This is a genomic window from Streptomyces sp. NPDC033174 (assembly GCF_055577795.1).
In genome coordinates this window covers 328,414-353,171 of record NZ_JBVIPQ010000008.1, presented here as the reverse complement: position 1 = coordinate 353,171, position 24,758 = coordinate 328,414, and the positions used below count along the sequence as shown (strand labels likewise).

Below are 24,758 nucleotides of genomic sequence, written 5' to 3'. Positions count from 1 at the left end.
AGGGGAACGGCCCTTCCCGAGGAGGGAAGGGCCGTCGCGGTTACTTCAGGTGCTGCGGCCCGAAGGCCTGGGGCAGCATTTCGGAGAGCGGCAGAATTCCCAGCGGGGTGTCCACCAGAAGATCCGGCCCGCCGAACTCGAACAGCAGCTGCCGGCACCGGCCGCACGGCACGAGGACCTCGCCCAGACCGTCCACGCACGCGAAGTGCGTCAGCCGGCCGCCGCCGGTGGCCTGGAGCTGGGAGACCAGGCCGCACTCCGCGCACAGCCCGACGCCGTACGAGGCGTTCTCGACGTTGCAGCCGGTGACGGTACGGCCGTCCTCGACGAGAGCGGCGGCGCCGACCGGGTAGCCCGAGTAGGGGGCGTACGCGTGGGACATGGCCTCGCGGGCGGCCGCCCGCAGCGCGTCCCAGTCCGCGTCGGAGGTCACTTGCCCTGGCCCTTCCGGTAGCGCATGCCGTCCGCCTTGGGCATCCGCAGCCGCTGCGCCGAGAGCGACAGCACGAGCAAAGTGACCACGTACGGGGTGGCGCTGACGAACTCGGTGGGCACGGTGTCCGTGGCGAGGTACCAGACCAGGACGCCCGCGGCGATGACCGCGCTGATCCCGGCCACGATCCAGCTCTTGCGGTACGCCTTCCAGAGCGCGAGGACCACGAGGACCGCGGCCAGCAGCAGAAGCAGCGCGTGCACGGACTGGCCGCCGCTGCGCAGCTGGAGGGCGTCGGCGAAGCCGAACAGGCCCGCGCCCATGGCGAGACCGCCCGGACGCCAGTTGCCGAAGATCATCGCGGCGAGGCCGATGTAGCCGCGTCCGCCGGTCTGGCCCTCGTTGTAGATGTGCGAGGTGACCAGCGACAGGAAGGCGCCGCCGAGGCCTGCCATGGCGCCCGAGACGATCACGGCGATGTACTTGTACGTGTAGACGTTGACGCCCAGCGACTCGGCGGCGATCGGGTTCTCGCCGCAGGAGCGCAGCCGCAGACCGAACGACGTCTTCCACAGCACCCAGTACGTGCCGATGACCAGCAGCACCGCGGCGATGGTCAGCAGAGAGAGGTTGGTGACCAGGCCGCCGAGGATGCCGGCGATGTCCGACACGAAGAACCAGTGGTGCGCCTCGATCGACTGCAGCCAGTCGGACACACCCGGAACGGTCACCGAGGTGATGTCCTCGGCCGGCGGGGACTGCTTGGGGCTGCCGCCCTTGGCCGCCGCCTCGCCCGTGTTGAACCACAGCTTGGCGAAGTAGGTGGTGACACCGAGCGCCAGGATGTTGATCGCGATGCCGGAGATGATGTGGTCGACACCGAAGGTGACGGTCGCGACGGCGTGCAGCAGACCGCCGAACATGCCTCCGAGGACGCCGGCGAGCACACCGAGCCAGGGGCTGGTCTGCCAGCCGGCCCAGGCGCCGAAGAAGGTGCCCAGGATCATCATGCCCTCGAGGCCGATGTTGACCACGCCCGCGCGCTCGGACCACAGGCCGCCCAGACCGGCGAGGCCGATCGGCACGGCCAGCGAGAGGGCGGCGCTGATCTGGCCGGCGCTGGTGAGGTCCTCGGCGCCGGTGATGGCGCGCACCGCGGAGAGCGCGAGCAGGGATCCCGCGACGATCAGCAGGATGACCGGGAGGGAGAGGCGGGTGCGGCCGCCCTTGCCGCCGGCCACCTTGGGGGCCGCGGGCGGCGGGGTGGAAGTCGCCGTGGCGGTCACGCCGACACCTCCGTCTTGTCGTTGGTACGGGCCTGGGCGGCGAGCTTCTCGCCGACCTGCCGCTGCTGGCGCTTGATGCCGTAGCGGCGGACGACTTCGTAGGCGATGACGACGCAGAGGACGATCACGCCCTGGATGACACCGACGATCTCCTTGTCGTAGCCCTCGAATTCGAGCTTTCCGCTGCCCCGCTCCAGGAAGCCCCAGAGGATCGCGCCGAGCGCGATGCCGATGGGGTGGTTGCGGCCGAGCAGGGCGATCGCGATACCGGTGAAGCCGATGCCGACGGGGAAGTCACCGCTGTACTCGTACGAGTCGTTGAGCAGCGTCGGCATACCGATCAGGCCGGCCATGGCGCCGGAGATCAGCATGGACGTGATGACCATCTTCTTGACGTTCACGCCGCTGGCTTCGGCGGCCGAGTCGGACTGGCCGACCGTGCGCAGGTCGAAGCCGAAGCGGGTGCGGGACAGGACGAACCAGTACCCCACGCCGGCGACGACGGCGATGACCAGGAAGCCCCAGATGGGGTCCGGCGTCGTCGGGAAGTCGAAGAAGCGGGAGGACTCCGGGAGCGGGGTCGTCGACACCTTCGTACCGGCCTCGTCCAGGTGACCGAGACGGCCGGGCTGGAGGAGATAGCCGATGATGGCCGTCGCGATCATGTTGAGCATGATCGTGGAGACGACCTCGCTGACACCGCGGGTGACCTTGAGGGTGCCCGCGATGCCCGCCCACATCGCGCCGACGATCATCGCGGTGATGATGATCAGCGGAATCTGCACGATGCCGGGCAGCGTGAGCGCGCCTCCGAGCGCCGCGGCGAAGAACGCCGCGAGCCGGTACTGACCGTCGACGCCGATGTTGAACAGGTTCATGCGGAAGCCGATGGCCACCGCCAGGCCCGCCAGGTAGTACGTCGTCGCCTTGTTGATGATGTAGACCTGGCTGTCCGACTTCAGGCCGTAGTCGAACATGATGCCGAACGCGTTGAACGGCTCCTTGCCGGTGGCCACCAGCACGAGGGCGGTGACCAGGAACGCGGCGACCACCGCGAGCAGCGGTGCCGCGATCCCCAGGAGCAGCCGCTCCTTGTCGATCTTCTTCATCGGGCCTCGTCCTCCGGGGCTTCCGCGTCGTGCTCGAGGTGGCCGCTGACGGCACCGGTCATGGCCGAGCCCAGCTCCTCGGGGGTGATGGTGGCCGGGTCGGCGTCCGCGACCAGCCGGCCGCGGTACATCACCCGCAGGGTGTCCGACAGGCCGATCAGCTCGTCGAGGTCGGCGGAGATCAGCAGGACCGCCAGGCCCTCGCGGCGCGCGGCCCGGATCTGGTCCCAGATCTGCGCCTGGGCGCCGACGTCCACACCACGGGTGGGGTGCGCGGCGATCAGCAGCTTGGGGTCGTGGCTCATCTCGCGGCCGACGATCAGCTTCTGCTGGTTGCCGCCGGAAAGGGAGGCCGCGGTGACGTCGATACCGGGGGTACGGACGTCGTACTCGCGCACGATCCGCTGGGTGTCGGCGCGGGCGGCCTTGATGTCGAGAACGGCGCCCTTGGAGTTGGGCTTCTCGGTCACATGGCCGAGGATGCGGTTCTCCCACAGCGGCGCCTCGAGCAGCAGGCCGTGGCGGTGCCGGTCCTCGGGGATGCAGCCCATGCCGTCCTCGCGGCGCTTGCGCGTCGGGACGTGGGTGATGTCATCGCCGTTCAGGGTGATCACACCGCCGTCGAGCCGGCGCATGCCCATGATGGCGTCGACGAGCTCGGACTGACCGTTGCCCTCGACACCGGCGATGCCGAGGACCTCGCCCTTGTGGATGGTGAAGCCGATCCCGTCGAGCACCGACCGCACGACCCCGTCGGGGTCGACGGCGCTGAGCGTCAGTCCGTCGACCGTCAGCATCGGCACGTCGGTGACGGTGGACTCGCGCGTCTCGGGCGAGGGCAGCTCACTGCCGACCATCAGCTCGGCGAGCTGCTTGGGCGTGGTGCTCTTCGGGTCGGCGGTACCGACCGTCGTACCGCGCCGGATGACGGTGATGTCGTCGGCGACGGACAGCACCTCGCCCAGCTTGTGCGAGATGAAGATGACGGTGAGGCCCTCGGCCTTGAGCTCGCGCAGGTTGTCGAAGAGCGCGTCGACCTCCTGCGGGACGAGCACCGCGGTCGGCTCGTCGAGGATCAGGGTGCGGGCGCCGCGGTAGAGGACCTTGAGGATCTCCACGCGCTGACGGTCGGCGACACCGAGGTCCTCGACGAGGACGTTCGGGCGGATGCCGAGGCCGTACGCGTCCGAGATCTCCTTGATCCGGGCGCGGGCGCGGTCGCCGATGCCGTGCAGCTTCTCGGAACCGAGGACCACGTTCTCGAGGACGGTGAGGTTGTCCGCGAGCATGAAGTGCTGGTGGACCATGCCGATGCCGCGGGCGATGGCGTCACCCGGGTTCGAGAACGAGACCTGCTCGCCGTCCACCGCGATGGTGCCCTCGTCCGGCCTCTGCATGCCGTACAGGATCTTCATCAGGGTGGACTTGCCCGCGCCGTTCTCGCCGACGAGGGCGTGCACGGTGCCGCGGCGCACGGTGATGTCGATGTCGTGGTTGGCGACGACACCGGGGAATCGCTTGGTGATGCCGCGGAGTTCGACGGCTTGGGTACTGCTGGAGGCTTTGATGGCGCACTCTCCTAGGCAGGGAGCGGAGGAGCAGAGGCGGTGTGGTGGCGAAAACTACCGCGTCGGTGGAACGCTACGCGCGTAGCGTCTGCGAAAAAGTACAACTACCCGCGGGCGGACGTGAGTCGGGGCCCGGAGAGTCGGCCGAAGCCGCTCTCCGGGCCCCGTCACATGGCGGGTCAGGTCGTCGTCTTCACCTTGATGGTGCCGTCGACGATCTTCTTCTTGGCCTCGTCGAGCTTGGCCTGGACGTCCTTGAGGTGGTCACCCGTGGTGGTGAGGGAGACACCGTTCTCGGCGAGCGAGTAGGAGTGCGTGCCGGTCAGCGGCTTGCCGTCCTTGACGGACTTGACCAGCTCGTAGACGCCGGTGTCGACGTTCTTGACCACGGAGGTCAGGATCGAGGCGGCGTACTTGGACAGGGCCGGGTCCTTGGCCTGGTCCGAGTCGACGCCGATCGCCCAGGAGCCGGGCTTGGCGGCCACGGCCTCGATCGCGCCGGCGCCGGAACCGCCCGCGGCGGCGAAGATCACGTCGATGCCCTTGTCGAGCATGCCCTTGGCGGCGGCCTTGCCCTTGTCCGGGGCACCGAAGCCGGAGAGGTCCGTACCGGTGGTCAGGTACTGGATCTGGACCGTGGCCTTCGGGTTCGTGTCCTTGACGCCCTGCTCGTAGCCGGCCGCGAACTTCTTGATCAGCGGAAGGTCCACACCGCCGATGAAGCCGACCTTGCCGTCCTTCGACTTCAGCGCCGCGGCGACACCCGCGAGGTAGGAGCCCTGCTCCTCGGTGAAGACGATCGAGTCGACGTTCTTGTTCGGGGAGACCGAGTCGATCAGACCGAAGGTGGTCTTGGGGTACTTCGCCGAGACCTTGTCGAGCGCGTCCTTGTACGCGAAGCCGACACCGATCACCGGGTTGTAGCCGCCCTCGGCGAGCGAGGCCAGGCGCTGCTCGCGGTCGGCCGGGGTCTCACCGTTCTTCGCGGTGAGCTCCTTGGCCTCGGCGCCGAACTCGGCCTTGGCCTTGTCCAGGCCGCGGGCGGCGGAGTCGTTGAAGGAGTTGTCGCCACGGCCGCCGACGTCGTAGGCCATGCCGATCTTGAGCTTGCCCTTGTCGGAGCCCGTGTCCTCGGTGGAGGACTCGCCGCACGCGGTGGCGGTGACAGCGAGGGCCGCAGTCGCGATGGACGCGGCAACGATCTTGGATACCCGGCGCAAGAGGAGGGTCCCTTCGAGACTGACCGAAAGCGCCTCTTCCGGCGCTGGTTTCGCGGCGATCGTAACGCGCGTAGATGTCAGTTAAGGACCCGTTCATGAGTCGTTATCGGATCGTCGCGAACAGGCCGTGCCGGGGTGGTCCGGCGAAGCCCCTGCGGTGCCGGGCCGCCGCCTCCGGAAAGCCTGCCACGCGCGGCGCGCACGCGCCGTATCACCGGACGGCGTGTCCGCCGCGCGCCGCTCGCGGAAGTCGACTCTCGGCCAGTTCCCGCTGCCCCGGCTCAGACCCTGTCGAGCAGCGCGGCGGCGGTGAAGAGCTCGACCCCCACCTGGATCGCCCGCTCGTCGGCGTCGAAATCACCGCAATGGAGGTCCCGCCTGGCGGTGTCGCCCGGCCTGCGGACGCCGAGGCGGGCCATCGCGCCCGGGACGTGCTCCAGATACCAGGAGAAGTCCTCTCCTCCGAGACTCTGCTCGGTGTCCTCGATCGCATACGGTCCGCGGCGCAGGGTCATCGCGTCCCGGAGCAGCTCGGTGACGGCCGGGTCGTTGACGACCGGCGGGACGCCCCGGATGTAGTTGATCTGGGACTTGGCCCGGTGCAGGGTCGCCACCTCGTCGATCGCGGCGTGCACCAGGTCCGGCGCCTCCCGCCAGCCCGCGAGATCGAGGCAGCGGACGGTGCCGGAGAGCTCGGCGTGCTGGGGGATGACATTGCACGCGTGACCCGCCTCGATACGGCCCCAGGTGACGGCCAGGCCCGAGCGGGCGTCGACGCGGCGGGACAGCAGGGCGGGGACCTCGGTGGCGACCTTGGCGGCGGCCGTGACCAGGTCGGTGGTCAGATGCGGCCGGGCGCTGTGACCGCCGGGGCCGTCCAGGGTCACTTCGAGGCGGTCGCAGGCGGAGGTGATGGGTCCGGCCCGCAGTCCGATCCGGCCGGCGTCGACCCGGGGGTCGCAGTGCACGGCGATGATCCTGCCGACCCCGTCCAGTACGCCCGACTCGATGGCGTCGGGCGCCCCGCCGGGCAGCACCTCCTCGGCGGGCTGGAAGATCAGTCGCACGGCGTGGGGCAGCAGGCCCTGCCGGTCGAGCGCGGCCAGCACCAGGCCAGCGCCGAGGACCGTGGTGGTGTGCACGTCGTGGCCGCAGGCGTGGGCGCGGTCGGGCACGGTGGAGCGGTACGGGACATCGGCCTTGGTGTCCGGGATGGGCAGCGCGTCGATGTCGGCGCGGATCGCCAGCATGGGCCGCTCCCGGTCCCGCGTCCCGATGTCGCAGACGAGGCCGGTGCCGGTGTCGAGGACCCGCGGGGCGAGGCCCGCGGCCTCGAGCCGGGTCTTCAGCGCGGCGGTGGTGCGGAACTCCTGGTTTCCGAGCTCCGGGTGCATGTGCAAGTCCCGGCGGAAGGCGATCAGTTCGGCGCGCAGGGGTTCGGCCAGTGCGCCGGGCAGGGGCGCGTCACCGGCGGGCAGGTCGGCTTCGGACTCGCGGGACTTCAACTGGTTCACCTTTTGAAGAGTAGGCCTTCCGGGGGTGCAACTGCCCGTCGATCAACAAAAGTTCAGTCCGATAGGGGAAGGAAAGGGGGTCGGCTCACGCATACCCGTCCCCCTGGCTGGGTATGCTCACCCGAATTCGGACCCCGTTCAGGCCGGTGCTGTCAGGCGGCGCACCATCCCCGGCCGCCGTGCCCGTGACGCCCTCCAGGAAGCCCCTGGCGCGCGGTGAGGCCGTCCGTCTCAGCCACTCGGGGGCGGCCGGGGCGGCGCCGCGACCTCGGGACCACCCGGTCAGGACGCCGCCGCGCCGCCGCATTCCGCCGCGCCGGGAGCGGGGGAGCTCAGTAGGGTCGGGACATGGCATACACCTTCCAGGTAACGGTCGACTCGTCCGACCCGCACACGCTCGCCGACTGGTGGGCCGACGCCCTCGGCTGGGAAGTGGAGCCGAGCGACGAGGAGTTCATCCGCCGGATGGTCGAGGAGGGCCGCGCGAGCGAGGACGACACCACCACCCACCGCGGCACGCTCGTCTGGAAGACCGGCGCGGGGATCCGTCACCCTGAGGGCCTGGAGCGGGCGCCGCGCGTCCTCTTCCAGCGCGTGCCGGAGCCCAAGACTGTGAAGAACCGTGTCCACCTGGACCTGCGGACCGGTGACGACGACGCCCGGGCGGTGGTCGAGCGGCTCCTCGCGAAAGGCGCCACGTTCCTCCACGAGGGCCGGCAGGGCCCCTTCGCCTGGACCACGCTCGCCGACCCGGAGGGGAACGAACTCTGCGTGTCGCGGTAGGCACGGCCGGGGCGCGGGGAGCGTCATGAGGAGGCGGGCCGCGTCCGCGGACCCGCCGGGCGGCGCTACCGGCGCCGGACGGTAGACCCACGGGGCGGCGCTACCGTCCGGGCGCGCCCGGGCCCCCTCGCAGGTAGCGGGCCGACGCGCCCGCCACGACCAGCTGGAGGCCCTCCTCGAACTGCCGGTCGTAATCGGTGAAGATCTCCCCGCCCGCCGCGGCCGCCAGCGGGTAGTCCGCGAGCCTGGCGGCGCGCTCGTCGACGTCGAAGCCCTCCCGGCGCTCGTCCGGCATGGGCACGACGCCCTGTTCCTCACTGACGAAACCCATGGTGAACGCGTACGCCGTGCCGCCGGTCCGGATGGCCTGGGCCAGGGTGAAGCCCGCGTCGGTCATGGTGCGCAGATGGCCCTCCAGCGCCGGGGCGTGATCGGTTCCCGTGAAGCGGGCACCCGCGTACACCTTCGCGCCGTCGCGGTGACGAAGCAGCTCCCCACGTAGCGTGCGGCAGAACGCGACGAGCTGCTGCTGCCACCCGCCGGGCGGGTCTGCCCGCAGGGGCGTCGCGCTCATGCGGCGGTTCATCTCCGTCGCCATCTCGTCGAGCAGCTCCTGCTTGTTCTTGAAGTGCCAGTACAGCGCGGGCGCCTTGACGTCCAGCTCTTTGGCGATGGCGCGCAGGGTGAGCCCGTCGAGCCCCACCTCGTTCAGCAGGCGCAGTGCCGTCGCCGTCACCTTCGCCCGGTCCAGCTTGTCCGCTCGTTCTCTCACCACCTTGACAACTTAACAGCGTTAAGGCCATGGTCGGAACATGGCACTTAACAACGTTAAGGAAACCGGCCCGAGCGGTACGCCCTCAGCTGTCGACGTCCTGATCGTCGGCGCGGGCCCCACCGGACTCGTCCTCGCCGCCGATCTGGCCCGGCGCGGTGTGCGCGCGCTCGTCGTCGAGAAGGCCGGGGGCCTCTTCCCCGGCTCGCGCGGCAAGGGGCTTCAGCCGCGCACCCTGGAGGTCTTCGACGACCTCGGGGTCATCGACCGCGTGCTCGCGGCGGGCGGCTTCGCGCCCATCGGCATGGTGTGGGAGAACGGTCGACGCCAGGGCGAGCACGACATGCTCGGCGGCGGCGAGGCCACCGAGTCGGAGCCGTACGGCCGGGCCTGGCTGATCCCGCAGTGGCGCACCCAGGAGATCCTGTTCGACCGCCTCACCGAGCTGGGCGGCCGCGTCGCCTTCGGCGCCGCCCTGACCGGCCTGACCCAGGACGCGGACGGCGTCACGGCCGAGCTCTCCACCGGCGCGTCCGTTCGCGCCGCCTACGCGGTCGCCGCCGACGGTGGCCGCTCCACCGTCCGCTCCCTGCTCGGCCTCGCCATGCACGGCGAGACGGTCGACCCGGCTCCGATGATCGTGGCGGACGTACGGCTCCGACCCGGAGCGCTCGACCGCGACCACTGGCACATCTTCCCGGGAGCGTCCGGCGCGTCCGGTTACGCGGCCCTGTGCCCGCTGCCCGGCACCGACGACTTCCAGCTGGTCGCCCAGACCACCGACCGGGACGTACCGGCGGTGGTGGCCGCGGGCACCCATCTGGACGCCGACGACGTCACCGAGGTCCGCTGGTCCTCGGAGTTCCGGCCACGCGCCGCGATGGCCGAGCGCTTCCGCACGGGCCGCGTCTTCCTCGCGGGCGACGCCGCCCACGTCCACTCGCCGGCCGGCGGACAGGGCCTCAACACCAGCGTGCAGGACGCCTACAACCTGGGCTGGAAGCTCGGCCAGGTGCTGCGCCACGGCGCGGACCCGGCCCTTCTCGACACGTACGAGGAGGAGCGACTGCCGGTCGCCGCCGGGATGCTGGACCTGTCCACACGCATCCACCGCGGCGAGGAGCAGCGGGGCGAGGCCACCCGGCAGCTCGGCCTGGGCTATCGCGGCGGCCCGCTCGCCGAGGGCGCCGCCGGCGCCCTGGAGGCGGGCGACCGGGCGCCGGACGGGCGCCTGCCGGACGGGGGCAGGCTCTTCGGCCTCTTCCGGGGGCCGCACTTCACGCTCCTGGCCGTCGGGACGGACGCGGAACTCCCGCACCTCGACCCCGAGGTGGCGCTCACGCACCGCGTCGAGGCGTGTGAGTCGTACGGGAAGGGATTGTTCCTGGTCCGGCCGGACGGCTATGTCGGGTGGGCGGGCGAGGACGCCGGGGGACTCGCCGACTACCTCGCCCGTTTCACCGCGGCGGTCAGGCCGTGACGACCGGCTCCTGGAGCTCGGTGATCCACCGGCTGGTGTCGTCCGGGCACTCCAGATACAGCTCGCGGGCGTATCCGGCCGAGCGGTAGCCGTGGGTGTCGATCCAGGTGGCCAGCGTCTGGGCCGTCGGCAGGATGTCGTCCATGGGGCCCCGGTGGATCACGGTGGCCGCCCGGTCGATGCCGGGCAGGACGACGACGTCGAACTCCCCCGCCGCGTCGGCCCCGACCTGCAGCCCGGCGTGGACGGTGACGCCGCCGCCGGGGGCGTCCTCGTAGGTGGCGACTCCGGGGCCGGCCGGGGTCACCCCGGCGGCCTCCAACCGACGGCACAGCTCGTCGTAGAGCGGGCCGATCACCGGGGTGACGTCGGCCGGCCCGAAGCTCGCGGCGCTGCCGCTCAGCCGGGCCAGCCGGACGGAAGGAACGCTCTTGAGCACGACATCGGTGGCGGACATGTGTCCCTCGCTCTCGATCGCACGGAGTCTCGCCTCGACCTGGGCCAGCCCGGCGGCGGCCGCCGCCCTCGCCGCTTCCAGTTCGGCGCGGCGCAGCCGGAGCATCCCGCGCAGCTCGTCGGCGCCGAGCTCCTCGTCGAGGATCGACCGCACCTGATCCAGCGTGAAGCCGAGATCCTTGAGCGCGACGACGCGGTTGAGCCGGGCGAACTGACCGGCTTCGTAGAAGCGGTAGCCGCTGTGCGGGTCGACACGGGCGGGGCGCAGCAGCCCGACGGCGTCGTAGTGACGCAGCATCCGGACCGACACCCGGCCGTGTCTGGCGAAGTCTCCGATGGTGAACATGACGCTCTTACCTCACGGCCTCACACGGTGTGAGGGTCAAGCGCCCGCCAGCGAGAGCTTGGCGGCGAAGCCGAGGAAGAGGGCGCCGGCGGCCGTGGTCGCCCCGGCCGAGAGCCGCCTGCGACGCCGGAACGCGGCGGCGAGCCGCGTCCCGCCGAATATCAGGGTCGTGAGGTAGAGGAAACTGCCGAGCTGCAGCAGGGTGCCGAGGACCAGGAAGGACAGGGCCGGGTAGGCGTAGTCGGGGTCCACGAACTGCACGAAGAAGGAGATCAGGAAGAGGATCGCCTTCGGGTTGAAGAGGCTGATGATCAGAGCGCGGCGGTACGGGTTCTCCCCCGCGACGGCCGGAACCTGCTCGGACTCCTCGGCCGGCGCCTCGCCTCGCGTGCGCCACATGCTCCGGGCGGCCCGCAGCATGCCGATTGCCATCCAGGTCAGATAGCCCGCTCCCGCGTATTTCACGATCATGAAGAGCAGCGGCGTGGTCTGGAGCAGCGAGGCGGCGCCGAGCGCGGCCAGCGTCATCAGGACCGTGTCACCGGTGAAGACGCCGGCCGCGGCCTGGTATCCGGTCCGGGTGCCCTTGCGGGCGGCGACGGACAGGACGTACAGCGAGTTCGGCCCCGGAAGGAGGATGATGAGGACGAGACCCGCGAGATAGGTCGGAAGATCGGTGACACCCAGCATGAGACGGAGTGTCGCACGGGGGTACGACACTCCGCTGTGATGTGCGACCCGGGGCCGGGCCGGACAGGCCTCAGAACGCGTCGGACGGGACGTACGTGCCCCACACCTCCCGCAGCGCGTTGCACACCTCCCCGACCGTCGCCCGCGCCTTGAGCGCGTCCTTCATCGGATAGAGCACGTTGTCCGTGCCCTCCGCGGCCTTCTTGAGCTCCGCGAGCGCCGCGTCCACCGCCGCCTGGTCGCGCTCGGCGCGCAACCTGGCCAGCCGCTCCGCCTGCTGCGCCTCGATCGCCGGGTCCACCCGCAGCGGCTCGTAGGGCTCCTCCACGTCCACGGTGTAGCGGTTGACGCCGACCACGACGCGCTCACCGCTGTCCGTCTCCTGGGCGATGCGGTAGGCGGACCGCTCGATCTCGCTCTTCTGGAAACCCCGCTCGATGGCGTTCACCGCGCCGCCGAGGTCCTCGACCTTGGTCATCAGCTCCAGCGCGGCCGCCTCCACGTCGTCCGTCATCTTCTCCACCACGTACGACCCGGCGAAGGGGTCGACGGTGGCGGTGACATCGGTCTCGTACGCCAGCACCTGCTGGGTGCGCAGGGCCAGGCGGGCGCTCTTGTCCGTCGGGAGCGCGATGGCCTCGTCGAAGGAGTTGGTGTGCAGCGACTGCGTGCCGCCGAGGACGGCCGCGAGGCCCTGGACGGCGACCCGGACCAGGTTGACCTCGGGCTGCTGGGCGGTGAGCTGCACACCGGCGGTCTGGGTGTGGAAGCGGAGCATCTGCGACTTGGGGTTCTTCGCGCCGAACTCCTCCTTCATCACCCGGGCCCAGATCCGGCGGGCGGCACGGAACTTGGCGACCTCTTCGAGGATCGTGGTGCGCGCCACGAAGAAGAAGGAGAGGCGCGGCGCGAAGTCGTCGACGTCCATGCCCGCGGCGACGGCCGTACGGACGTACTCGATGCCGTCGGCCAGGGTGAACGCGATCTCCTGCGCGGGCGAGGCACCGGCCTCGGCCATGTGGTAGCCGGAGATCGAGATGGTGTTCCACTTCGGGATCTCGGCCTTGCAGTACTTGAAGATGTCGGCGATCAGCCGCAGCGAGGGCTTGGGCGGGAAGATGTACGTGCCGCGCGCGATGTACTCCTTGAGCACGTCGTTCTGGATGGTGCCGGTGAGCCGGTCGGCCGGGACACCCTGTTCCTCGCCGACGAGTTGGTAGAGGAGCAGCAGCAGAGCGGCCGGGGCGTTGATCGTCATCGATGTGGAGACCTTGTCCAGCGGGATCCCGCCGAACAGGACGCGCATGTCGTCGAGCGAGTCGATGGCCACACCGACCTTGCCGACCTCACCGGAGGCGATCGCCGCGTCCGAGTCGTGTCCCATCTGTGTGGGCAGGTCGAAGGCGACGGACAGGCCCATGGTGCCGTTGGCGATGAGCTGCTTGTAGCGGGCGTTGGACTCGACGGCGGTGCCGAAGCCGGCGTACTGCCGCATGGTCCAGGGCCGGCCCGTGTACATCGAGGGGTAGACACCGCGGGTGAAGGGGTACGAGCCCGGCTCGCCCAGCTTCCGGTCGGGGTCCCACCCGTCCAGGGCTTCCGGTCCGTAGACCGGTTCGATGGGCAGTCCCGACTCCGACTCGCGCGACATGTCTGCGCCTCCCGATAGAACCTACTCGCTGGTAACGACCCTCGCGACGGACTGTAGCGGCGGCCGTGCGACGGGTGGAGAGCCGCGCGCTGGGACCTTGCTCACAGGCTTCCGGAAGGGTCTAATCAGCCGGTCACCGCCCAGCATGCGCCGCGGGGCGCAACCAAGCACGCGCGGGAAGCATCCATACGTGTACACAGTCGTCCCGGGGGGCAATCATGCGCCGTAATTCCGTCATATTCAGAGCCGCCATGGCAGCCGCCGCGATCGCGCTGGCCACCGGCTGCAAGGCCCAGGCCGTGGGCTCCGCCGAGCCGCCGTCCGCGGCTCCCTCGTCCGCCGCGCCGTCGACCGCCGAACCGTCGTCGGCCGCCCCTTCCTCCTCGGCCCCGTCGTCCGACGACAAGCCCTCCGGCTCCGCCTCGCCGTCGGCGTCGCCCACCGAGGAGAAGCCGAAGGCCAAGGTGCTGATGACGGAGGGCTCGGAGAGCGAGCAGGTCCGCGAGCTCCAGGCCCGGCTGCGCCAGCTCGGCTACTTCCACCGCAGCCCCACCGCCTTCTACGGCTCGATGACCTCCTCGGCGGTGTCCGGCTTCCAGAAGAAGCGCGAGCTGCCCTCCACCGGCTCGGTGGACGAGGTGACGTGGCAGCGGCTGCTGGGGATGACCCACAAGCCGACCGCCGACGAGCTCAAGCCGCCGACCACCCACAAGCTGGACACTCCCGACCCGCGCTGCATGACCGGTCGCGTGCTGTGCATCAGCAAGGAGAGCCGGACGCTGGCCTGGATGATCGACGGCAAGGTCGTCTCGTCGATGGACGTCCGCTTCGGCTCGGAGAACACCCCGACCCGCGAGGGCACGTTCAAGGTCAACTCCAAGAGCCGTGACCACGTCTCGACGATCTACCACACGCCCATGCCGTACGCGATGTTCTTCAGCGGCGGCCAGGCGGTGCACTACTCCGCGGACTTCGCCGCCCGCGGCTACAACGGCGCTTCGCACGGCTGCGTCAACGTCCGGGACAGGGGCAGGATCTCGGCCCTCTTCGACCAGGTGAAGGTCGGCGACAAGGTCGTCGTCCACTGGTGAGGTCCTGAAGGAGAAGGGGCGCGGGCGGGACCGGGGGAACGTGTCCCGCCCGCGCCATATGCGCTGAGCCGAAGGTACGGGGGGAACCCCGGCTCTGCGCGGCCGATGACCAGTCGGCTCACTCAGTACTGCGTCACAGGGCGAAAAAACGTCACACCGTGCACGGAAAAGAGTGAACACGCAGGTCAGAGGCGTGCGGGAAGAGCCTCAGAAGACCGGAACCGTCGAGGGTGACGGCGTGAGGGCCGGCACTCGGGGGTCGATCGGGACCTGCGGCTCGGCGGGGGCCTGCGGCAGGACCGGCTTCCAGGAGACGGCCGGGACGGCTCCGCCGTCGCCGGTCCCGCCGTCACCGCCGTCCTTGCCGCCGTCGTCCTTGCCGCCGCGGCCGTCGTCCTTGCCGTCGCCCGAGCCCTCCGTGTCGCCGAGCACGCCGTCACAGAAGCGCTGGAGCGTCTCGCCGCGCGCCGCGGTCTTCAGCCAGCGGCGGCGGTCGCCGTCGAGGCGCCCCGCACGGAAGTCCTTGCAGGCAGCCTTGGTCTTCTTGCGCAGCTCGCCGCCGGCGTCCGGGGTCCGCGGAGTGCTGTCGGTTCCCGGCTTCGTCGGGTGTCCGGTGGTGGCGCCGCCGATGGTCCTGCCGGCCGAAGGCGACGGCGACTGACCGGTGATGGCCGGCGGGTGGGGCGTACGCGAGTGGGGACCACCGGTCGGCGCCGGGGATTCGAGCGGCCCGGGCGTGGCCTCGGCCGACATCGAGGAGGCGGGCAGCGGCTCACGGTCGTCGCCGAACGTCGGCAGCACGCCCGTGCCCGCGGCGACGGCGACACCGCCGACCGCGATCCCGGCGAGCGAGGCGGCGAGACCCCAGCGCAGCGGGCGGGCCCAGCGGCCCCGCCGGTGCGGCGGCGTCAGACGGACCGCTCCCAGGTCCGGGCGCTCCTCGCCCACCGCCCAGGTCCCGGCCCCACGCTCGGCCGCTGCCTTCCGGAACGCCGCCAGCGCGGCCTCCTCGCCGGGGAGTCCGTCCGTGTCGGAGGGGAGGGGAGCAGGGCGCGCGGAGTCCAGCACCTCGGCGAGCCGTTCGGCCTGGCCTCTCGCGCGATCGTCAACGGGGTCGACGGACTCGCCACGCAGCAGTCGCTCTGCCGCCTTCTTGTCGAGCCACCTGTACCGCTCGTCGGCCATCACATGTCCTTCTGCGTCCGCGCACGCGAATGCGTCACACCGCCGGGGGCGGTGGCTCGTGCCCGTCGGCCGCGCTGCGTGGGTACGGCTTCGAGCGCGGCGGCCTCGGCGTCGGTCCCCAAACCGCCCGCGGCGGCGCCTCCGGTGCCGCTCTCGGCGCCACTTTCGACGGCCAGCATCTCGGCCAGCCGCTTCAGTCCGCGGTGCGCCGCGGTCCGTACGGCACCGGGCCGCTTGCCCAGGGTATGCGCGGCGCTCTTGGCGTCGAGACCGACGACGACACGCAGGACGACGGCCTCCGCCTGGTCCTGCGGAAGTTGGGCTATCAGATGCATGGTGCGGCTGGTGGCCAGGGCTTCCAGGGCCTCGTCCGCGGTGTCGGACTCGGCCGGCTTGTCGTTCAGTTCCGTCTCGTCGCCGCCGGCGGCGGGGCGCCTGCCCCGCATGCGTATGTGATCGAGCGCGCGGTTGCGGGCGATCCGCGCGGCCCAGCCGCGGAAGCGGTCGGCGTCGCCGTCGAACCGGTCGAGGTCCCGCGCTATCTGGAGCCAGGCCTCGGACGCCACGTCCTCGGCGTCCGCCTCGCCCACCAGCGTCCGTATGTAGCCGAGCAGCCGCGGGTGCACGGCGCGGTACACAGTACGGAAGGCGTCTTCGTCCCCGTCCTGCGCCGCGAGCACGGCGGCCGTCAGCTCCGCGTCGTCCCCCAGCACTCCCACAACCTGTCCGTCATCGCGGCTGGTCACCACCGCCGCGCCGCCCGGCGCGCAGCAGCACGCTACGTCCTCGCCGTGCGCCGCGTCCACGTCTGTCCGGACTTTGTACAACGTGCAACATCACACGGACACAGTGCGGTGTGACAGAAAACGCATCCGCGGCGCTGAGTGGAGTACGGGGCCGTGCTGCGGCCCCGTCGGACGGCGACCGGGGCCTCTCCTGTGGGGGGTGGCGGCCCCGGTCGTCCTTCTGACGGCGACTGCGCCACGGCTCGCGACCCCGGTCCCGAGCGCGCCCGCCCCTCACACCTCCGCGTACCACCGCCACGACGTGACCCGCTCCCGCCCGGGAAGTTCTCCCCGGCCGGTGGCCCAGAGCAGCGTCGCCCACGGGTCCGTGTCCGTCGGCGCGTCCGGGAAGAGCCGGGCGAGCACCAGAGCGCAGAGCCCGGCGGGCGGAGTCCACGGAACACCGAGCCCCTGGGCCATGTCATGGGTGTGGACGAGGGTTTCGACGATCCCCATCGCGGCGAATCCGGCCGGGTCCGATATGCCGAAGCTGTGATAGGCGCGCGTCCCCTCCGGAGACGTCCGGACCATGGCGGTGAGCATCGCCCCGCACGCCTCCAGAACCCGCAGCAGCCCAGCGGCCCCCGCGGCCCGGTCGGCGAAGGTCACATTGGCCGGACCGCCCGGGCGCCTCGGCTCCCACAGGAAGGGGACCTCGCCGTCGAGCGGCGGTGCCTCCGGCCCCAACTGGGCGGCGTACGCGAAGAGGTCGTCGGCGAGATGCTCGGCCGTCTCCCAGCACGTCCATTCCAGGGACCCGGCCCTGGCGTCCCAGTCGCCCGCCGCCGCTGGGCGCAGGGCGGTGATGCTGAGGCGGACGGCGTGCTGAACATCGTCAGCGGTGACTGTGGTCATGGCACTGAACGTACCGTCAGTAGAGTCGCGCCGACGCGGCCGCCGAGAAGCCGTGGTCGTGGGGGGCCCGGGATGAGGTCGAAAGCTCTTCACCACGCGGGCGTCAGGCGGTCCGCGCCCTGCGCGACACCACCGCGCGCAGCACCCGGCGGCCTTCCGTCGAGAGTTCGCGGGCCCGGCGCAGACCGGTCGGGCCGTGGGCCGCTGTCTCCAGGACGGCCTGCTGGCGGCGGAGCTCACCGGCGAGCAGCGGGCCCGCGCCTTCCGTCGCGCCGGACCGGCACCGCGTCACGAGTTCCTCGTCGTCGTCGCGGGCGTCGAAGCGGGCGTGGAGCCCGAGGGCGGTGGCGGAGCAGGCGTCCGCCCATTGCCTGAGCGGATCCCCGGCCCACGCGGCGGGCGCCGTGCCCAGCATGTCCCGTACGAGAACGGCCTGCTCGTCCGTCCCGCCGCCGTCCAGCCCGGCACGGGCCTTGGCGATCGCCTCGCTCCAGGCCTCGCCGTCGCCGCGGGCCACCGCCGCCCACGCGGGCCGCAGCACCTCGGCGGCCTCGGGGTCGAGCAGGGGCAGGCAGCGGTCCAGGCAGGCCAGCCCGGCGGCGGCGAGGCCACGCTCATCCGCCTGTGCGATCAGTTCCACCAGGCTTCGGCTCGTTGCCGACGTCATGGACGCCTCCCGTCGCGGACGCAGTACTTCCTCGTACTTCCTCTTACTGCGCCGCGTGGCCGGATTACGTCACCCTGTGGTGACCCAACCACCACGCACGGCGCCGCTGGCGCCCTTGTCCCGCTGCATGCGCGTGAGCCGCCGGACGAAGAGGATCGCGAGTGCCGCGGCGACGATGTCCACTGCGGCCGAGGCCGTCATCGCGAGGGCCGCCCCTTCGAAGTCCGCCGACTTCGCCGCGTCGTCACCCGCGCCGCTCGCGAGGGTCTCGGCGAACACCGACAGGATCCAGAACGTCCACCACAGGTTGAGGAGGGTGAAGGGTTCCTCCTTGCCGTCGCCGTAGGGGTCGCGGCGGCTCGCCCGCCAGGTGTCGGCGGCGACCCCGCGAGGCAGCCAGATGTTGGCGATCGGGATCAGCCAGGCGCCGATCGCCCAGCCGGGCCCGCCCCGGTGCAGATCGGGCGCGAAGACGCCCGCGTTCCTGCGGACGCGGTGGAACCAGACGATGAAGACGACGCCCGTCACCAGGAACACCGACCCCTGCACCGTGGTCACCACGTTCGTCAGCGTGTCCTCGAGCCAGATCACGGACGGGTCGCCCTCCGGAGTGCCGGACAGCAGGGAGCGGAGACGGAGGGCTCCGCCGATCATGAACAGATCGCTCAGCGCGCACGCGCCGAGCAGGGACACGACGGCATAGGACAGGCCGACAGGACTACGGAGCATGGCCGGGCAGACCCCCCATGGGTGAAGCGGCGCCCCTCCCCGAGGCGCCGGCGCGGCCGTCCGGCCGCCGACGCGGAACAGTACCGCCCTAGCCGACCTTCTCCGCCAGAGCCCTGAACGCCGTCCAGCCCTGGGCCGGTTTGCGCGGATCCCACAGCTTCTGGGACACGGCCGCCAGCGGCAGCCGTATGCCGCGCGCCACCTGATCGGCCGTCTGACGATCGGCGAGGTCGCACCAGACCGCGAACCGGCCGCCGAGTATCTGCCCCGAGTAGCGCTGCGGGACCGCCTGCGTGCCGCGCAGGACCAGAGGGGTCCACCGCTCGTATATGCGCTGCCCGGTCGGATAGCGGAACTGGTTGGGCTCGCCGAGGACGTAGTAGAGGTACTCGTCGTTGAGGTTCACGACCTTGCGGCCCTCGCGCAGATACTCCAGCGGCGGCCGCGCGCCGATCTCCTTGCCGGTCCAGTACTCGGCCTCGATGGCCTTGTCGGCGGTCACGACCCCGTTCCGGAAGAAGCCGTCGTTCCAGGCCTTGGCCTTCTTGCCGGCGCCACGGACGACGGCCGCGCGGTCGTTCAGCCAGCCCTCCGCCAGGTCCTGGATCCGGGCCTGCGGCCCGTACTTCTGCCGGGCCGCCACGGCCAGCTGCGGGTACGAGACCGCCGGGTCGCGCACGGTCAGCGCCTGGTACTCGTCGGCGCCGACGTGGAACCAGCCACCGGGGAACAGCCCCGCGTACTCGCGCAGCAGATCGTCCACGATCCGGGCCGCCTCGGGCTTGGATATGTCGATGGCGCCCTGACGGGGCGTCCCCTGCGCGTTGCGGAGCTGGAGCTGCGGGTGCGCCCGCATGACCGCTCCGAGGTGTCCCGGCGAGTCGATCTCGGGCACGACGGTGATGTGGAGGCTCCGCGCGAGCGCGAGGATGCGGCGGACCTCGGCCTTGGTGAGGTGCTGGGCGGAGACGACCTCGGGGTGGGAGTCGGAGGCGATGCGGAACCCCTGGTCGTCGGAGAAGTGCAGGCCCAGCTGGTTGAGCTTCAGGTCGGCCATCTCCCGCAGCCGCGCCTCGATCCAGCCCGCGGTGAAGTGCTTGCGGGCGATGTCGAGGTTCAGCCCGCGCTGCGGCCGGTCGGGACGGTCGTTGACGACACCCTCGGGGACGATCCGGCCGGAGAGCAGGGACTGCTTCACGGTCCTCGTGCCGTAGAAGACACCGGCCTCGTCGGGGCCGGTGATCCGGACGCGCCCGTCGCGGGTGGTGAGGGCGTACGACTCGGCGGGCCCGCCTCCCGAGGGGGCGAGGGCCAGCTGGATGTCGCCCGCGCGGACGGGGGCGGTGCCCTTGTACTCCGCCTTGAGCTCTCCGGCGAGCAGCCGCGCCTCGTCGGCGAGGGCCTCGCTTCCCTCGGCGACGACGACGGCGCTGCCGGGCAGGGGCCGCCAGCCCGGGCCCCGGGCCGCTACGTGCGAGCGCACGGAGGGGACCGTGCGCGGCGCCAGGGAGAGCGGATAGGTGCGGGTGGGGGACGGCGGAGGAGTGGAGGAGGCGGGGGCCGACGAGAGGGGCGGGCTCGAGGTCACGGCGCCCGGGCTGCGGGCACCGCCCGTGCCGTCCGAGCCGCTCCCGCAGCCGGTCACGGAGACGGCGAGCAGCGCGGCCGCCGTGGCGGTCGCGCCGCCCAGGCGTCCGTGCCGGGAATCCCTGAAGGTCCGCATCACTCGAAATGCTCCCTTATCGGATGGAGTATGACCAACCGGCCATATGCGTTTAGAATCCGCAGGTGAACGTCCATCCCGGGGACCGAAACTCTCCCTTCCGGGTGAAAATCGCGCATCCGTCGGACAGCTCCCCCGACCCGCCGATAGCGTTGTGACACATCCACCCCACCCTTCCCAGCCGCTTGGCGGAGGAGCTCACGCTGTCCAGCGCATCCCACGCCGGTCACGCCTCCGGTCCCCCGACCGGAAGCGCCGCCTCCGCGGCCATACCCGCGCAGAGCCGCGGTACTCCGCACGGCGCCGGCCTGGACCGCTTCAACACGGCGCCCGCCCAGGCCACCGAGGCCGCGCTGCTCGCCTGCTGCGGCAGTCACCGCTGGGCCCAGCGGCTGGCGGCCCACCGGCCCTACCCCACCCTCGACGCGCTGCTCGCCGCCGCCGACGAGGCCAGTTACGACCTCTCCGCCGCCGACCTCGACGAGGCCCTGGCCGACGAGACGTCCGCCGCCCCGCTGCCCGGCACTCCCCCGGCCGCGCTGACCGCCCTGCGGGCCGCCCACGCGGCGTACGAGAGCAGTTTCGGGCACGCTTTCGTGATCAGCCTCGACGGCCACCGGCCCGAGGAGCACCTCGATCAGGTGCTCGCCGGAATCCGCTCCCGGCTCTCGCACGAACCGGATGAGGAGCGCGCCGTGGCCGCCGACGAGCTGCGCCGCCTCGCGCGCGCCCGGCTCGCCCATCTCGTCGCCGAATCGGGCGGAGTGTCCGAAGAGCCCGAAACCGCCGGTCCGGGCCGGTCAGCAGGTCACCCGGGTAGCCCGTCCGTGCCTGTTTGATTGCCTGTTTGATCACACCTACGGACCCCGGGCGAGGGAACCGACATCTCGTCGCTACGATGACCGGGGCCGGTGGACCGTACCCGGCCGGGTCAGACCGACAGAGAAGCCGGCCGACCCTGATCCCCGCTCCCGGAGGGTTTTTCCGTGCCGGCTGGAACGCTGTACCGCGGCCGGGAAGGAATGTGGAGTTGGGTGGCTCATCGAGTCACCGGCGTCCTCATCTTCTTCTTCCTGTTCGTACACGTGCTGGACACCGCTCTCGTCCGGGTCTCCCCCGAGGCCTATGACGATGTCGTCGCCACGTACAAGACGCCGCTCGTCGCGCTGCTGGAGTACGGCCTCGTGGCCGCAATCCTCTTCCACGCGCTCAACGGGCTGCGTGTCATCGCCGTGGACTTCTGGTCCAAGGGCACGCGCTACCAGAAGCAGATGCTCTGGGGCGTCATGATCACCTGGATCGTGCTGATGGCCTGCGCCGTCTACCCCGTCCTCGGTCACGCCGCACGCGTACTCTTCGGGAGCTGACGCCAGACATGTCTACCGACACCTCTTCCGCGATCGGCCCCGTCGAGGGCTCGCACTACGACGTGGACAACCCCGCGCCCTACATCGAGGCACCGCGCAAGCGCACCGGGAAGACCCCGAAGTCGACGCGTGGCAACTTCGAGATGGCCGCGTGGCTCTTCATGCGCCTCTCCGGCGTCGTGCTCGTCGTCCTGGTCATCGGCCACCTGCTCATCCAGCTCGTCATCGACGGCGGCGTCTCCAAGATCGGCTTCGCCTTCGTGGCCGGCCGCTGGGCCTCGCCGTTCTGGCAGACCTGGGACCTGCTGATGCTGTGGCTGGCCATGCTGCACGGCGCGAACGGCCTCCGTACGGTCATCAACGACTACGCGGAGCGGGCCAACACGCGCCTGTGGCTCAAGGGCCTGCTGTACACCGCCACGGTGTTCACCATCCTTCTGGGCACGCTGGTGATCTTCACCTTCGACCCGAACATCCGCTAGGCACGGGGCTGAGGCAACCACCATGAAGATCCACAAGTACGACACCGTCATCGTCGGCGCCGGTGGCGCCGGTATGCGCGCCGCCATCGAGGCCACGAAGCGCAGCCGCACCGCCGTGCTCACGAAGCTCTACCCCACCCGCTCCCACACGGGCGCCGCGCAGGGCGGCATGGCCGCCGCGCTGGCCAACGTGGAGGAGGACAACTGGGAGTGGCACACCTTCGACACGGTCAAGGGCGGTGACTACCTGGTCGACCAGGACGCCGCCGAGATCCTGGCGAAGGAGGCCATCGACGCCGTCCTCGACCTGGAGAAGATGGGCCTGCCGTTCAACCGGACCCCGAACGGCACCATCGACCAGCGCCGCTTCGGCGGCCACTCGCGCAACCACGGCGAGGCGCCGGTCCGCCGGTCCTGCTACGCCGCGGACCGCACCGGTCACATGATCCTCCAGACGCTTTACCAGAACTGCGTCAAGGAGGGTGTGGAGTTCTTCAACGAGTTCTACGTCCTCGACCAGCTGATCACCGAGGTCGACGGCGTCAAGAAGTCGGCGGGTGTGGTCGCGTACGAGCTGGCCACTGGCGAGATCCACATCTTCCAGGCCAAGGCCGTGATCTACGCGTCCGGCGGCACCGGCAAGTTCTTCAAGGTGACCTCCAACGCGCACACCCTCACCGGTGACGGCCAGGCGGCCTGCTACCGGCGCGGTCTGCCGCTGGAGGACATGGAGTTCTTCCAGTTCCACCCGACGGGCATCTGGCGCATGGGCATCCTGCTGACGGAGGGCGCCCGCGGTGAGGGCGGCATCCTCCGCAACAAGGACGGCGAGCGCTTCATGGAGAAGTACGCGCCGGTCATGAAGGACCTCGCGTCCCGTGACGTCGTCTCGCGCTCCATCTACACGGAGATCCGTGAGGGCCGCGGCTGCGGTCCCGAGGGCGACCACGTCTACCTCGACCTCACGCACCTTCCGCCGGAGCAGCTCGACGCCAAGCTCCCGGACATCACCGAGTTCGCGCGTACGTACCTCGGCATCGAGCCCTACACGGACCCGATCCCGATCCAGCCGACCGCGCACTACGCCATGGGCGGCATCCCGACCAACGTCCAGGGTGAGGTCCTCCGGGACAACACGACGGTCGTTCCGGGTCTGTACGCCGCCGGTGAGGTCGCGTGCGTGTCGGTGCACGGCGCCAACCGTCTGGGCACCAACTCGCTGCTCGACATCAACGTCTTCGGCAAGCGCGCCGGTATCGCCGCCGCCGAGTACTCGGCCAAGGCCGACTTCGTCGAGCTGCCGGAGAACCCGGCGTCGTTCGTCGAGGAGCAGGTCGAGCGGCTGCGCAACTCCACCGGCTCGGAGCGGGTCGCCGAGCTGCGCCGCGAGCTGCAGGAGACGATGGACGCCAATGTGATGGTGTTCCGTACCGAGCAGACCATCAAGACGGCCGTCGAGAAGATCGCCGAGCTGCGCGAGCGCTACCTGAACGTGTCCGTCCAGGACAAGGGCAAGCGCTTCAACACGGACTTGCTGGAGGCCATCGAGCTGGGCAACCTGCTCGACCTGGCCGAGGTCATGGCCGTCTCGGCGCTCGCCCGCAAGGAGTCCCGCGGCGGTCACTACCGCGAGGACTTCCCGAACCGCGACGACGTCAACTTCATGCGCCACACCATGGCGTACCGCGAGGTCGGCGACGACGGCTCCGAGACCGTCCGTCTCGACTACAAGCCGGTCGTCCAGACCCGCTACCAGCCGATGGAGCGTAAGTACTGATGGCTACCCCCGTACTGGACAAGGTCGAGGCCGATTCCGCCGCCTCTCCGTACATCACGGTCACCCTCCGGATCCGCCGCTACAACCCCGAGGTCTCGGACGCGGCGGTCTGGGAGGACTTCCAGATCGAGATCGACCCGAAGGAGCGGGTGCTCGACGCCCTTCACAAGATCAAGTGGGACGTCGACGGCACGCTGACCTTCCGCCGCTCCTGCGCGCACGGCATCTGCGGCTCCGACGCGATGCGGATCAACGGCAAGAACAGGCTCGCCTGCAAGACGCTGATCAAGGACATCAACCCGGAGAAGCCGATCACGGTCGAGGCCATAAAGGGCCTCACGGTCCTCAAGGACCTCGTGGTCGACATGGAGCCGTTCTTCCAGGCGTACCGCGACGTCATGCCGTTCCTGGTCACCAAGGGCAACGAGCCGACGCGCGAGCGTCTGCAGTCCGCCGAGGACCGCGAGCGCTTCGACGACACCACCAAGTGCATCCTGTGCGCCGCGTGCACGTCGTCCTGCCCGGTCTTCTGGAACGACGGGCAGTACTTCGGCCCGGCGGCGATCGTCAACGCGCACCGCTTCATCTTCGACTCGCGTGACGAGGCCGGTGAGCAGCGTCTGGAGATCCTCAACGACAAGGACGGCGTGTGGCGTTGCCGCACCACGTTCAACTGCACGGACGCCTGTCCGCGCGGTATCGAGGTCACCAAGGCGATCCAGGAGGTCAAGCGCGCGCTGATCACGCGTCGCTACTGATCACCACCTGCTGACCCTCCGTCGGATCCGG

The 24,758-nt window shown here is 70.6% G+C and carries 24 protein-coding genes; 8 read left to right on the top strand and 16 right to left on the bottom strand.

What is annotated here, in order from left to right; all coding sequences use genetic code 11:
* Window positions 1–40: 40 nt before the first annotated feature.
* The 6 genes from ACZ5VC_RS25970 to ACZ5VC_RS25945 all read right to left on the bottom strand — a co-directional run bounded on the left by ACZ5VC_RS25970 (window position 41) and on the right by ACZ5VC_RS25945 (window position 7,130).
* Window positions 41–433: a cytidine deaminase gene (locus ACZ5VC_RS25970; protein ID WP_469122404.1), complete on the bottom strand. Its 393-nt coding sequence runs from the start codon at window positions 431–433 to the stop codon at window positions 41–43.
* A complete protein-coding gene (locus ACZ5VC_RS25965) occupies window positions 430–1,719 on the bottom strand; it encodes an ABC transporter permease (protein WP_469122403.1) in 1,290 nt (429 codons plus the stop codon). Before ACZ5VC_RS25965 ends, ACZ5VC_RS25970 begins: the two co-directional genes overlap by 4 nt.
* Window positions 1,716–2,828, bottom strand: a complete 1,113-nt coding sequence (locus tag ACZ5VC_RS25960) for an ABC transporter permease (protein WP_469122402.1) — start codon at window positions 2,826–2,828, stop codon at window positions 1,716–1,718. The genes ACZ5VC_RS25965 and ACZ5VC_RS25960 overlap by 4 nt, the downstream gene beginning before the upstream one ends.
* The gene (locus ACZ5VC_RS25955; RefSeq protein WP_469122443.1) at window positions 2,825–4,396 is read right to left on the bottom strand and encodes an ABC transporter ATP-binding protein; all 1,572 of its coding nucleotides are present in this window, start codon (window positions 4,394–4,396) and stop codon (window positions 2,825–2,827) included. Before ACZ5VC_RS25955 ends, ACZ5VC_RS25960 begins: the two co-directional genes overlap by 4 nt.
* A 179-nt stretch (window positions 4,397–4,575) precedes the next feature.
* Window positions 4,576–5,616 carry a BMP family lipoprotein gene (locus ACZ5VC_RS25950; RefSeq protein ID WP_469122401.1) on the bottom strand — a complete coding sequence of 347 codons (1,041 nt, stop codon included), beginning with the start codon at window positions 5,614–5,616 and terminating at the stop codon, window positions 4,576–4,578.
* 281 nt (window positions 5,617–5,897) lie between these two features.
* A complete protein-coding gene (locus tag ACZ5VC_RS25945) occupies window positions 5,898–7,130 on the bottom strand; it encodes an amidohydrolase (protein WP_469122400.1) in 1,233 nt (410 codons plus the stop codon).
* A 348-nt stretch (window positions 7,131–7,478) separates the two neighbouring features.
* Between ACZ5VC_RS25945 and ACZ5VC_RS25940 the strand changes: the two genes are divergently transcribed.
* Complete coding sequence (locus tag ACZ5VC_RS25940) at window positions 7,479–7,913, top strand: VOC family protein (RefSeq protein ID WP_469122399.1); 435 nt, start codon at window positions 7,479–7,481, stop codon at window positions 7,911–7,913.
* 100 nt (window positions 7,914–8,013) lie between these two features.
* Here ACZ5VC_RS25940 and ACZ5VC_RS25935 read toward each other — a convergent pair whose 3' ends face one another.
* A complete protein-coding gene (locus ACZ5VC_RS25935; protein ID WP_469122398.1) occupies window positions 8,014–8,688 on the bottom strand; it encodes a TetR/AcrR family transcriptional regulator C-terminal domain-containing protein in 675 nt (224 codons plus the stop codon).
* Window positions 8,689–8,725: 37 nt separating this feature from the next.
* Here ACZ5VC_RS25935 and ACZ5VC_RS25930 point away from each other — a divergent pair, with 37 nt between their 5' ends.
* Window positions 8,726–10,165 carry an FAD-dependent monooxygenase gene (locus tag ACZ5VC_RS25930; RefSeq protein ID WP_469122397.1) on the top strand — a complete coding sequence of 480 codons (1,440 nt, stop codon included), beginning with the start codon at window positions 8,726–8,728 and terminating at the stop codon, window positions 10,163–10,165.
* Here ACZ5VC_RS25930 and ACZ5VC_RS25925 read toward each other — a convergent pair.
* The 3 genes from ACZ5VC_RS25925 to ACZ5VC_RS25915 all read right to left on the bottom strand — a co-directional run bounded on the left by ACZ5VC_RS25925 (window position 10,155) and on the right by ACZ5VC_RS25915 (window position 13,308).
* A complete protein-coding gene (locus tag ACZ5VC_RS25925; protein WP_469122396.1) occupies window positions 10,155–10,967 on the bottom strand; it encodes a MerR family transcriptional regulator in 813 nt (270 codons plus the stop codon). The genes ACZ5VC_RS25930 and ACZ5VC_RS25925 overlap by 11 nt on opposite strands.
* A 36-nt stretch (window positions 10,968–11,003) precedes the next feature.
* A complete protein-coding gene (gene leuE / locus ACZ5VC_RS25920) occupies window positions 11,004–11,657 on the bottom strand; it encodes a leucine efflux protein LeuE (RefSeq protein ID WP_469122395.1) in 654 nt (217 codons plus the stop codon).
* Between the two features lie 70 nt (window positions 11,658–11,727).
* Window positions 11,728–13,308: an acyl-CoA mutase large subunit family protein gene (locus tag ACZ5VC_RS25915; RefSeq protein ID WP_469122394.1), complete on the bottom strand. Its 1,581-nt coding sequence runs from the start codon at window positions 13,306–13,308 to the stop codon at window positions 11,728–11,730.
* A 251-nt stretch (window positions 13,309–13,559) separates the two neighbouring features.
* On the opposite strand from ACZ5VC_RS25915, the gene ACZ5VC_RS25910 reads away from it, so the two are divergent.
* Entirely contained in the window at window positions 13,560–14,399 is an 840-nt protein-coding gene (locus ACZ5VC_RS25910) for a L,D-transpeptidase family protein (protein WP_469122393.1), read from the top strand.
* A 207-nt stretch (window positions 14,400–14,606) separates the two neighbouring features.
* On the opposite strand, the gene ACZ5VC_RS25905 is transcribed toward ACZ5VC_RS25910, so the two are convergent.
* From ACZ5VC_RS25905 to ACZ5VC_RS25880, 6 genes are all read right to left on the bottom strand, one after another.
* Window positions 14,607–15,584: a hypothetical protein gene (locus ACZ5VC_RS25905; protein ID WP_469122392.1), complete on the bottom strand. Its 978-nt coding sequence runs from the start codon at window positions 15,582–15,584 to the stop codon at window positions 14,607–14,609.
* On the bottom strand, window positions 15,584–16,297 hold the full coding sequence (locus ACZ5VC_RS25900; RefSeq protein WP_469122442.1) for an RNA polymerase sigma factor: 714 nt from the start codon (window positions 16,295–16,297) through the stop codon (window positions 15,584–15,586). The genes ACZ5VC_RS25905 and ACZ5VC_RS25900 overlap by 1 nt, the downstream gene beginning before the upstream one ends.
* Before the next feature lie 306 nt (window positions 16,298–16,603).
* Window positions 16,604–17,224 carry a hypothetical protein gene (locus ACZ5VC_RS25895; protein ID WP_469122391.1) on the bottom strand — a complete coding sequence of 207 codons (621 nt, stop codon included), beginning with the start codon at window positions 17,222–17,224 and terminating at the stop codon, window positions 16,604–16,606.
* 103 nt (window positions 17,225–17,327) lie between these two features.
* The gene (locus ACZ5VC_RS25890; RefSeq protein WP_468708134.1) at window positions 17,328–17,891 is read right to left on the bottom strand and encodes a hypothetical protein; all 564 of its coding nucleotides are present in this window, start codon (window positions 17,889–17,891) and stop codon (window positions 17,328–17,330) included.
* Window positions 17,892–17,960: 69 nt separating this feature from the next.
* Entirely contained in the window at window positions 17,961–18,620 is a 660-nt protein-coding gene (locus tag ACZ5VC_RS25885) for a DUF4328 domain-containing protein (protein WP_469122390.1), read from the bottom strand.
* A gap of 88 nt (window positions 18,621–18,708) precedes the next feature.
* A complete protein-coding gene (locus tag ACZ5VC_RS25880; protein WP_469122389.1) occupies window positions 18,709–20,343 on the bottom strand; it encodes a beta-N-acetylhexosaminidase in 1,635 nt (544 codons plus the stop codon).
* A 185-nt stretch (window positions 20,344–20,528) separates the two neighbouring features.
* Between ACZ5VC_RS25880 and ACZ5VC_RS25875 the strand changes: the two genes are divergently transcribed.
* The 5 genes from ACZ5VC_RS25875 (at window position 20,529) to ACZ5VC_RS25855 (ending at window position 24,727) form a co-directional block, all read left to right on the top strand.
* Complete coding sequence (locus ACZ5VC_RS25875; protein ID WP_469122388.1) at window positions 20,529–21,182, top strand: 2-oxo-4-hydroxy-4-carboxy-5-ureidoimidazoline decarboxylase; 654 nt, start codon at window positions 20,529–20,531, stop codon at window positions 21,180–21,182.
* Between the two features lie 147 nt (window positions 21,183–21,329).
* A complete protein-coding gene (gene sdhC, locus ACZ5VC_RS25870; RefSeq protein ID WP_469122387.1) occupies window positions 21,330–21,710 on the top strand; it encodes a succinate dehydrogenase, cytochrome b556 subunit in 381 nt (126 codons plus the stop codon).
* An 8-nt stretch (window positions 21,711–21,718) separates the two neighbouring features.
* Window positions 21,719–22,192 (top strand): succinate dehydrogenase hydrophobic membrane anchor subunit, encoded by a 474-nt coding sequence (locus ACZ5VC_RS25865; RefSeq protein WP_469122386.1) that lies wholly within the window; start codon window positions 21,719–21,721, stop codon window positions 22,190–22,192.
* A gap of 22 nt (window positions 22,193–22,214) precedes the next feature.
* The gene (gene sdhA, locus ACZ5VC_RS25860) at window positions 22,215–23,969 is read left to right on the top strand and encodes a succinate dehydrogenase flavoprotein subunit (protein WP_469122385.1); all 1,755 of its coding nucleotides are present in this window, start codon (window positions 22,215–22,217) and stop codon (window positions 23,967–23,969) included.
* Window positions 23,969–24,727, top strand: a complete 759-nt coding sequence (locus ACZ5VC_RS25855; protein WP_468708144.1) for a succinate dehydrogenase iron-sulfur subunit — start codon at window positions 23,969–23,971, stop codon at window positions 24,725–24,727. The genes sdhA and ACZ5VC_RS25855 overlap by 1 nt, the downstream gene beginning before the upstream one ends.
* Window positions 24,728–24,758: the final 31 nt, after the last annotated feature.

Coding starts and splice junctions, on each gene's coding strand:
- ACZ5VC_RS25905 (WP_469122392.1), bottom strand. CDS start 15,584: ATGGCCGACGAGCGGTACAGGTGGCTCGACAAGAAGGCGGCAGAGCGA.
- ACZ5VC_RS25910 (WP_469122393.1), top strand. CDS start 13,560: ATGGCAGCCGCCGCGATCGCGCTGGCCACCGGCTGCAAGGCCCAGGCC.
- ACZ5VC_RS25885 (WP_469122390.1), bottom strand. CDS start 18,620: ATGCTCCGTAGTCCTGTCGGCCTGTCCTATGCCGTCGTGTCCCTGCTC.
- ACZ5VC_RS25880 (WP_469122389.1), bottom strand. CDS start 20,343: ATGCGGACCTTCAGGGATTCCCGGCACGGACGCCTGGGCGGCGCGACC.
- ACZ5VC_RS25890 (WP_468708134.1), bottom strand. CDS start 17,891: ATGACGTCGGCAACGAGCCGAAGCCTGGTGGAACTGATCGCACAGGCG.
- ACZ5VC_RS25915 (WP_469122394.1), bottom strand. CDS start 13,308: ATGTCGCGCGAGTCGGAGTCGGGACTGCCCATCGAACCGGTCTACGGA.
- ACZ5VC_RS25895 (WP_469122391.1), bottom strand. CDS start 17,224: ATGACCACAGTCACCGCTGACGATGTTCAGCACGCCGTCCGCCTCAGC.
- leuE (WP_469122395.1), bottom strand. CDS start 11,657: ATGCTGGGTGTCACCGATCTTCCGACCTATCTCGCGGGTCTCGTCCTC.
- ACZ5VC_RS25940 (WP_469122399.1), top strand. CDS start 7,479: ATGGCATACACCTTCCAGGTAACGGTCGACTCGTCCGACCCGCACACG.
- ACZ5VC_RS25960 (WP_469122402.1), bottom strand. CDS start 2,828: ATGAAGAAGATCGACAAGGAGCGGCTGCTCCTGGGGATCGCGGCACCG.
- ACZ5VC_RS25865 (WP_469122386.1), top strand. CDS start 21,719: ATGTCTACCGACACCTCTTCCGCGATCGGCCCCGTCGAGGGCTCGCAC.
- ACZ5VC_RS25855 (WP_468708144.1), top strand. CDS start 23,969: ATGGCTACCCCCGTACTGGACAAGGTCGAGGCCGATTCCGCCGCCTCT.
- ACZ5VC_RS25925 (WP_469122396.1), bottom strand. CDS start 10,967: ATGTTCACCATCGGAGACTTCGCCAGACACGGCCGGGTGTCGGTCCGG.
- sdhA (WP_469122385.1), top strand. CDS start 22,215: ATGAAGATCCACAAGTACGACACCGTCATCGTCGGCGCCGGTGGCGCC.
- ACZ5VC_RS25930 (WP_469122397.1), top strand. CDS start 8,726: ATGGCACTTAACAACGTTAAGGAAACCGGCCCGAGCGGTACGCCCTCA.